The 5,852-nt window shown below is 46.3% G+C and carries 6 protein-coding genes; 3 read left to right on the top strand and 3 right to left on the bottom strand.

Translation table 11 applies throughout. The features are described from left to right. Positions 1–163 precede the first annotated feature (163 nt). A complete protein-coding gene (locus FGQ85_RS17775) occupies positions 164–562 on the top strand; it encodes a hypothetical protein (RefSeq protein WP_087169175.1) in 399 nt (132 codons plus the stop codon). Positions 563–580: 18 nt separating this feature from the next. After that, a complete protein-coding gene (locus FGQ85_RS17770; protein ID WP_087169174.1) occupies positions 581–1,099 on the top strand; it encodes a flavodoxin family protein in 519 nt (172 codons plus the stop codon). Between the two features lie 25 nt (positions 1,100–1,124). Here the strand turns inward: FGQ85_RS17770 and FGQ85_RS17765 are convergent, their stop codons facing one another. From FGQ85_RS17765 to ilvD, 3 genes are read right to left on the bottom strand one after another with little or no spacing between them, the layout of a single operon-like run. Beyond that, complete coding sequence (locus FGQ85_RS17765; protein WP_138374123.1) at positions 1,125–2,198, bottom strand: Xaa-Pro peptidase family protein; 1,074 nt, start codon at positions 2,196–2,198, stop codon at positions 1,125–1,127. A gap of 11 nt (positions 2,199–2,209) precedes the next feature. Next, positions 2,210–3,196 carry an ornithine cyclodeaminase family protein gene (locus FGQ85_RS17760; RefSeq protein WP_087169172.1) on the bottom strand — a complete coding sequence of 329 codons (987 nt, stop codon included), beginning with the start codon at positions 3,194–3,196 and terminating at the stop codon, positions 2,210–2,212. Positions 3,197–3,223: 27 nt separating this feature from the next. Continuing rightward, on the bottom strand, positions 3,224–4,894 hold the full coding sequence (gene ilvD / locus FGQ85_RS17755) for a dihydroxy-acid dehydratase (RefSeq protein WP_087169171.1): 1,671 nt from the start codon (positions 4,892–4,894) through the stop codon (positions 3,224–3,226). Positions 4,895–5,107: 213 nt separating this feature from the next. On the opposite strand from ilvD, the gene FGQ85_RS17750 reads away from it, so the two are divergent. Further along, on the top strand, positions 5,108–5,852 hold a 745-nt coding region (locus FGQ85_RS17750; protein ID WP_138374122.1), incomplete at its 3' end, for a LysR family transcriptional regulator.

The following is a 5,852-nucleotide window of genomic DNA, read 5'->3' as shown; positions in this document are numbered from 1 at the left end:
CATTTCGGCTTGTATTTACTACAAAATATATGAACTTTTCAAGGTGCTATAGACAGGCTTTTGACCCCAATATCATATAATTTTTATATACAGTTTATTGATTCCTGAGAAAAATGCGGTAAAATAGAATTCATAAAAATATTAAGACAGGTTGTGTAGAAAAATGAAAGATAAGTTTTTACGCTTTATGTACGGCCGCTACGGCGTTGACCAGTTTTCAAAATTCCTGGTGATAACAGGGATCATTTTTTTACTGTTATCCGGATTTACCCGATACGGCGGAATTCTATATCTGTTTTCGCTTGCCGTTTTAATTTATTCCTATTTTCGAATGTTTTCACGAAACCATTCCAAACGTTACGCTGAAAATCAGCTCTATTTGAAATACACGGCCGGGATCCGGAAAAAGTTTTCCGCCATCCGTTACGGTCTCAGTCAGAGAAAACACTATCACATATATAAGTGTCCTTCCTGCGGACAGAAAATCCGGATTCCCCGCGGAAAAGGCAGGATCGAAATCCGGTGTCCGAAATGTAATGCCCATTTTATTAAGAAAAGCTGAGAAAGGAGGGCCATTATCATGCTTGATTATATGGTTCTGTATCAAAGTGAAACCGGCAACACAAAAAAACTTGCCACATCCATTTTTGCCGCCCTTCCTGGAATGGCAAAAGATCTCAGAAGTATCGATGAACTGAACGGTCTGCCGGATGCAGCCACTTATTTTGTCGGTTTTTGTGTCCACCGTGGCACCTGCAGCCTTGAGGTTGGAAATCTGCTTTCTTCCATCTCCGGAAAGAATGTCGCTTTATTCGGCACATGCGGGGCCGGTAATGTGGATAACTACTATAAAAACATCGAAAACAGTGCCCGGATCTGGCTCGAAGATGACAATCTCTATCTGGGCGGATTCTTCTGTCAGGGCAAGATGCCTGTGCAGATTCGCCAGAAATACGAGTCCATGTTAAATGGAGATCAGGCTCACGATCACCATCTGAAGCTTCAGCTGTCAAATTTTGATGAAGCGATGATTCATCCGACAAAAGATGATCTTACACGCGCCGCGGATTTTGCAAAAAACTGCCTCAGCCGTCTTTAAAGATGGCCGAGGCTTTCTTTTTTATTTATAGAATCATCAGATCTTTCGGGAAGTGCGTCAGTGTCTCTGCACCGTTTTCCGTAATCAGTACCGTATCCTCGATACGGACACCTCCCCATCCTGGAATATAGATTCCCGGTTCCATGGTAATCACGCAGCCAGGCTGCATTATTTTCGTACCATACATTCCAAGGAACGGCTCTTCATGAAGGTCCAGCCCTACTCCATGTCCCATTCCGGAATAATAATACTCTTCATACTTTTTCACCACTTTCCGAATCTCCGTGTCCGGTTTGGAAGCAACAATTCCCGGTCCCATGTTCCGTACTCCTGTTTCCTGCGCTTCGCGTACCAGTTCATAAATTTCTTTTTGCTGTTCAGATACATGTCCTACCGCAAACGTACGGGTCGTATCGGAAATATATCCGTTGTATTTCGCACCATAGTCAACAAGAACAAAATCGCCTTCTTCGACCTTCCTGTCTCCCGGCTTTCCGTGGAGCAGGGATGTCTTGGCCCCGGAAATCAGAATCGTCTCAAATCCAATATCCTGTGCCCCGTGCATCTTCATGCTGAATTCCAGACGCGCGCACAGCTCTCTTTCCGTAACGCCCGGTTTGATATACGGAACCAGCTCTTCCAGAGCTTTATCCGCAATCTCGCAGGCAATTCTTGTATTGGCCACTTCTTCTTCGCTCTTTACATACCGCAGCTCTTCCACAATGTTTCTCGTTCCGGTCAGTTCAATCCGATGCTCTGAAAGAAGTCTGTGGATTTCTTCATATTTATCATAGGTTGTAAAGCATTCCTCAAATCCCAGTCTCCGGATTCCCGACTTGACGCAGATGCTTTCCACGGCCTTTGGGATACTCCTGCCACAGTTATGCCAGTTGACAACCTCAAAGTCCGGGCAGGACTGCTCTGCCAGCTCTGTAAAGCGGCTGTCCGTAATGAGATAATTCCCCTGCGGGCAGATCAGTGCATATGCCAGCTCATCCGGATATCCACTGATGTATTTAACATTGGCCTCTTTTGTGATATAAATACCGTCCAGACCCTGTTCTTTTAAAATCTCAAGTACTTTTTCTATTTTCTCCATCACGAAGCTCCTTATCCCCAGATCATTCCGATTCCTGCTTCTTTTGCTTTGTCATAGATTGCTTTTGCCGCAATCAGGTCCTGTGTTGCCACACCGACTGTCTCAAACACAATAATTTCTTCATCGTTTTCACGCCCCGGAATTTCTCCTTTAATCAGCTGTCCCAGATCGCCTGTAAAATCCTCTTTTGTGATGATTCCTTCATCCAGCGGAATCAGAATGTCTCCGGATTCGGAAAGTACCGCTTCCTCAGAATCAAAATAGATTTTGGACGCTCTCGGAAGAATGGCCGGATCCATCTCCTGCATATGCGGCTGATAAGCTCCTACGCAGCTGATCGTTGCTCCCGCCTTTACTTTGGAAGCATCAAACACCGGTCTGGAGGACGGAGTTACCGTCACAAGAAGATCTGCACCTTCTACCGCTTCATCAGAAGATGCTGCCGCAACGATTCTGGCACCATATGATTTTAATTCTTCATTCATCTGCTCCGCGAAGGCTTTTGTCCGTTCCGGATTCATGTCATACACACGGACCTCTTCCAGATCTCTTACTGTCACCATTGCCTCCAGCTGAGTCGCTGCCTGTCCTCCTGTTCCGATCAGCGCGCCGACACGGCAGTCTTTCTTTGCAAGAAGATCAAATGCGGCTCCTGTAGCTGCTCCTGTACGAAGCTGTGTCACATAAGTTCCGTCCAGCACGGCCTCCACAATTCCAGTTGTTCCATCAATCAGAAAGACCTGTGCCGGTGATGACGGAAGCCCACGGTCAATATTGTGCGGGAAAATATTCACTACTTTTAAGGAAGCTGTATCCATCTCTTCCACATAAGCAGGCATAAAAAGGAAACTTCCGTCATATTTCGGCGCCTGAATGTTTGTGCGGATCGGTGAATCACATTTTCCCTCCACTACAAGCTGAAACGCTTTTTTGTCCGCTTCCACGGCGTCTTTCATGGTAAATACTTTTTTGATATCTTCTCTTGATAATAATAACATTTCTGAACCTCCTGTTCTCCTTGTATCCTATCGTTTAAAGCGCGCATCCAGTCCCCACGGCTGCATAGCGCCTCCCTCTTCTGCCGGTCTGCACATTTTTGCGTAAATATTCAGACATCCTTTTTCCTCTTTCAACGGCGGACATACCCAGTTTGCCTTTCTTCTTTCCAGTTCTTCATCGGAAACAAGCAGATTGACCTCTCCATTTGGAATATCGATCACGATTTCATCCCCATTTTCCACAAGTGCGATCGTTCCTCCATCGTATGCTTCCGGTGATACATGCCCGATAATTGCACCATAGTTAAATCCTGAGAATCTGGCGTCCGTGATCAGCCCCACGCTCTTGTGCAGTCCCAGTCCGATCAGGGCATCGATGCTCAGCATCAGTTCCTTCATGCCAGGAGCCCCTTTACATCCTTCATAACGAATGACAATGATGTCACCCGGTACGATTTCTCCTGCCTGGATTGCCTCAAACGCCGGACGGTCGCCTTCGAATACTTTTGCTTTCCCTTTCAGATATTTCACTTCTTCGTATACGGCTGTCGGACGGACAATCGCACCGTTCGGTGAAAGGTTTCCTCTTAAGATCTTCAGTCCCGGCTCATGGAATAACGGACGTTCCAGAGAATGAATAACTTCATTTTCTTTTGGCGTTACCTTGGAAAGGAGCTCTTTCCATGTGCAGCCGTACATACTCGGAGCATCGGTAAACAATTTGCTCTCCAGCATCTTCATCACATTCATAACACCGCCTGCGTAGTGGAAATCCACAACAGTATACGGGCCGCTCGGTACTACTGCATTGATGCAGTAAATTTCATCTGCGTATTTTTCAAAATCTTCCAGAGTCAGTTTGATTCCCAGTTCATATGCGTAGGAAAGAATGTGAAGAACCGCATTGGTGGATCCAGCCACGGCCATATCAAACATAATCGCATTGAGAAGCACTTCTTTCGTGATCAGATCTGAAGGTTTTCTGCCTTCTTTTGCCATCTTTACCGCGTATTTTCCGGCTTCTCTTGCTCTGCGGAGCTTTGCGTTGTCGGATGCAGGGATCGTAGACGTACCCGGAAGCACCAGATTCAGCACCTCTCCAAGCATCTGCATGGTATTTGCTGTTCCCATGGACGGACATGCACCAAAGGACGGACAGACATTGTCTTCCATGTCCATCAGCTCTTCTTCTGTAGCGCCTGAAAATCTTGCGGAATCCAGATCCGCTTCCACCACGGTTTTCCCGCAGTACTGTCCCGGCTGCATGGAACCGCCCGTCACGATCATGGACGGAATGTCCAGACGCATTGCCGCAAGGTAACATCCGGCAATGATATTATCACAGGATGCGACCATAACAAGACCATCGAAATTGTGTACGCGTGTAACAAATTCCACGGACATTGCCACGATGTCCCGTCCAACCTGTTCGTATTTCAGTTCTTCTGCTCCGTTTGCGATGTTTCCGCAGGTTGCCGGAATTCCGAATTCCACCGGCACTCCTCCTGCTGCCCAGATTCCTTCTTTTACCGCTTCAGCGATCTGTCTTAAGTGGGCAGATCCCGGAGATCCTGACATATATGAATTCGGAACTCCGATATGCGGTTTCTTACGGATGTCCTCGTCGGAATACCCTGCCGCTTTCATCATAACTCTTCTGTGCGCCGCCTCGGCGCCATTCCAGTATTCTGTTCCCATAATTTCCTCCTGTCTGCGCTTTGCTTTCTCTTCAATCTCTTGACAAATAAATTGCCTTTGATGATAATAATAAAATAGAAACTGCAATTTCTGAATTAATATTTTTTAAATATACTATTCGGTTTTGCTTATATCTGCATTTGCATTATAGAAAATCATTTTAATTCATTTTTTCTAATATGAACCATCAAGAAATCGAATGGAAGGTGAATCATGAACAAGTATCAGACCATTTTAAGCGTCTGCGAAACACGCAGCATCTCCAAAACCGCCGCTTTGCTGAACTATACCCAGTCGGCGGTCAGCCAGACGATCAAAAATTTTGAAAAAGAGCTGGGGCTTGAACTTTTCATCCGTTCCAAAAACGGTATGGAACTGAAATCCGACATGGCCTGGATCAAAGAGTCTCTTCGGACCATTTGCGAGGCCGAAAACCAGATTGCACGGACCGCCGCTTCTCTTTCCACTCTGGACAGCGGCCTGATCCGCATCGGCACGATCCAGAGCATTTCCTATCACTGGCTGCCGGGCATTATCAAAGATTTTTCTGAAGAATATCCGAACATTCTTTTCCAGCTTACGATCGGCGGCTTTGGCGAACTGAAGGAAAAACTGATGGGCAATGAGCTGGACTGCATTTTCGTGTCCGAATTCTCCGTTCCGGGACTGCCGTTTGTACCACTTGGAAGTGATGAACTGATGCTCGTCACACCCCTTTCGCATCCTCTTGCAAGTCACCTGTCCGTCTCCCTGGCAGACGTCAACAACCAGGACTTCATTCTGTCCGCAGACGGTCTGGACTACGAAACCGGCAAAATCTTCGAGCTGAACCAGATTTCTCCAAACATCCGCTATCAGCTGAATGAAGATTTTACAACATTGAAAATGGTAGAACAGGGCTTTGGCATTACCATTCTTCCAAAACTGCTTCTCCACAACGCCCCGTTTGAAGTCTGCA

This window comes from Pseudoflavonifractor sp. BSD2780061688st1 E11 (assembly GCF_005844125.1).
Taxonomy (GTDB): Bacteria; Bacillota; Clostridia; order Lachnospirales; family Lachnospiraceae; genus Sellimonas; species Sellimonas catena.
This window is presented reverse-complemented; position numbering and strand designations above follow the sequence as displayed.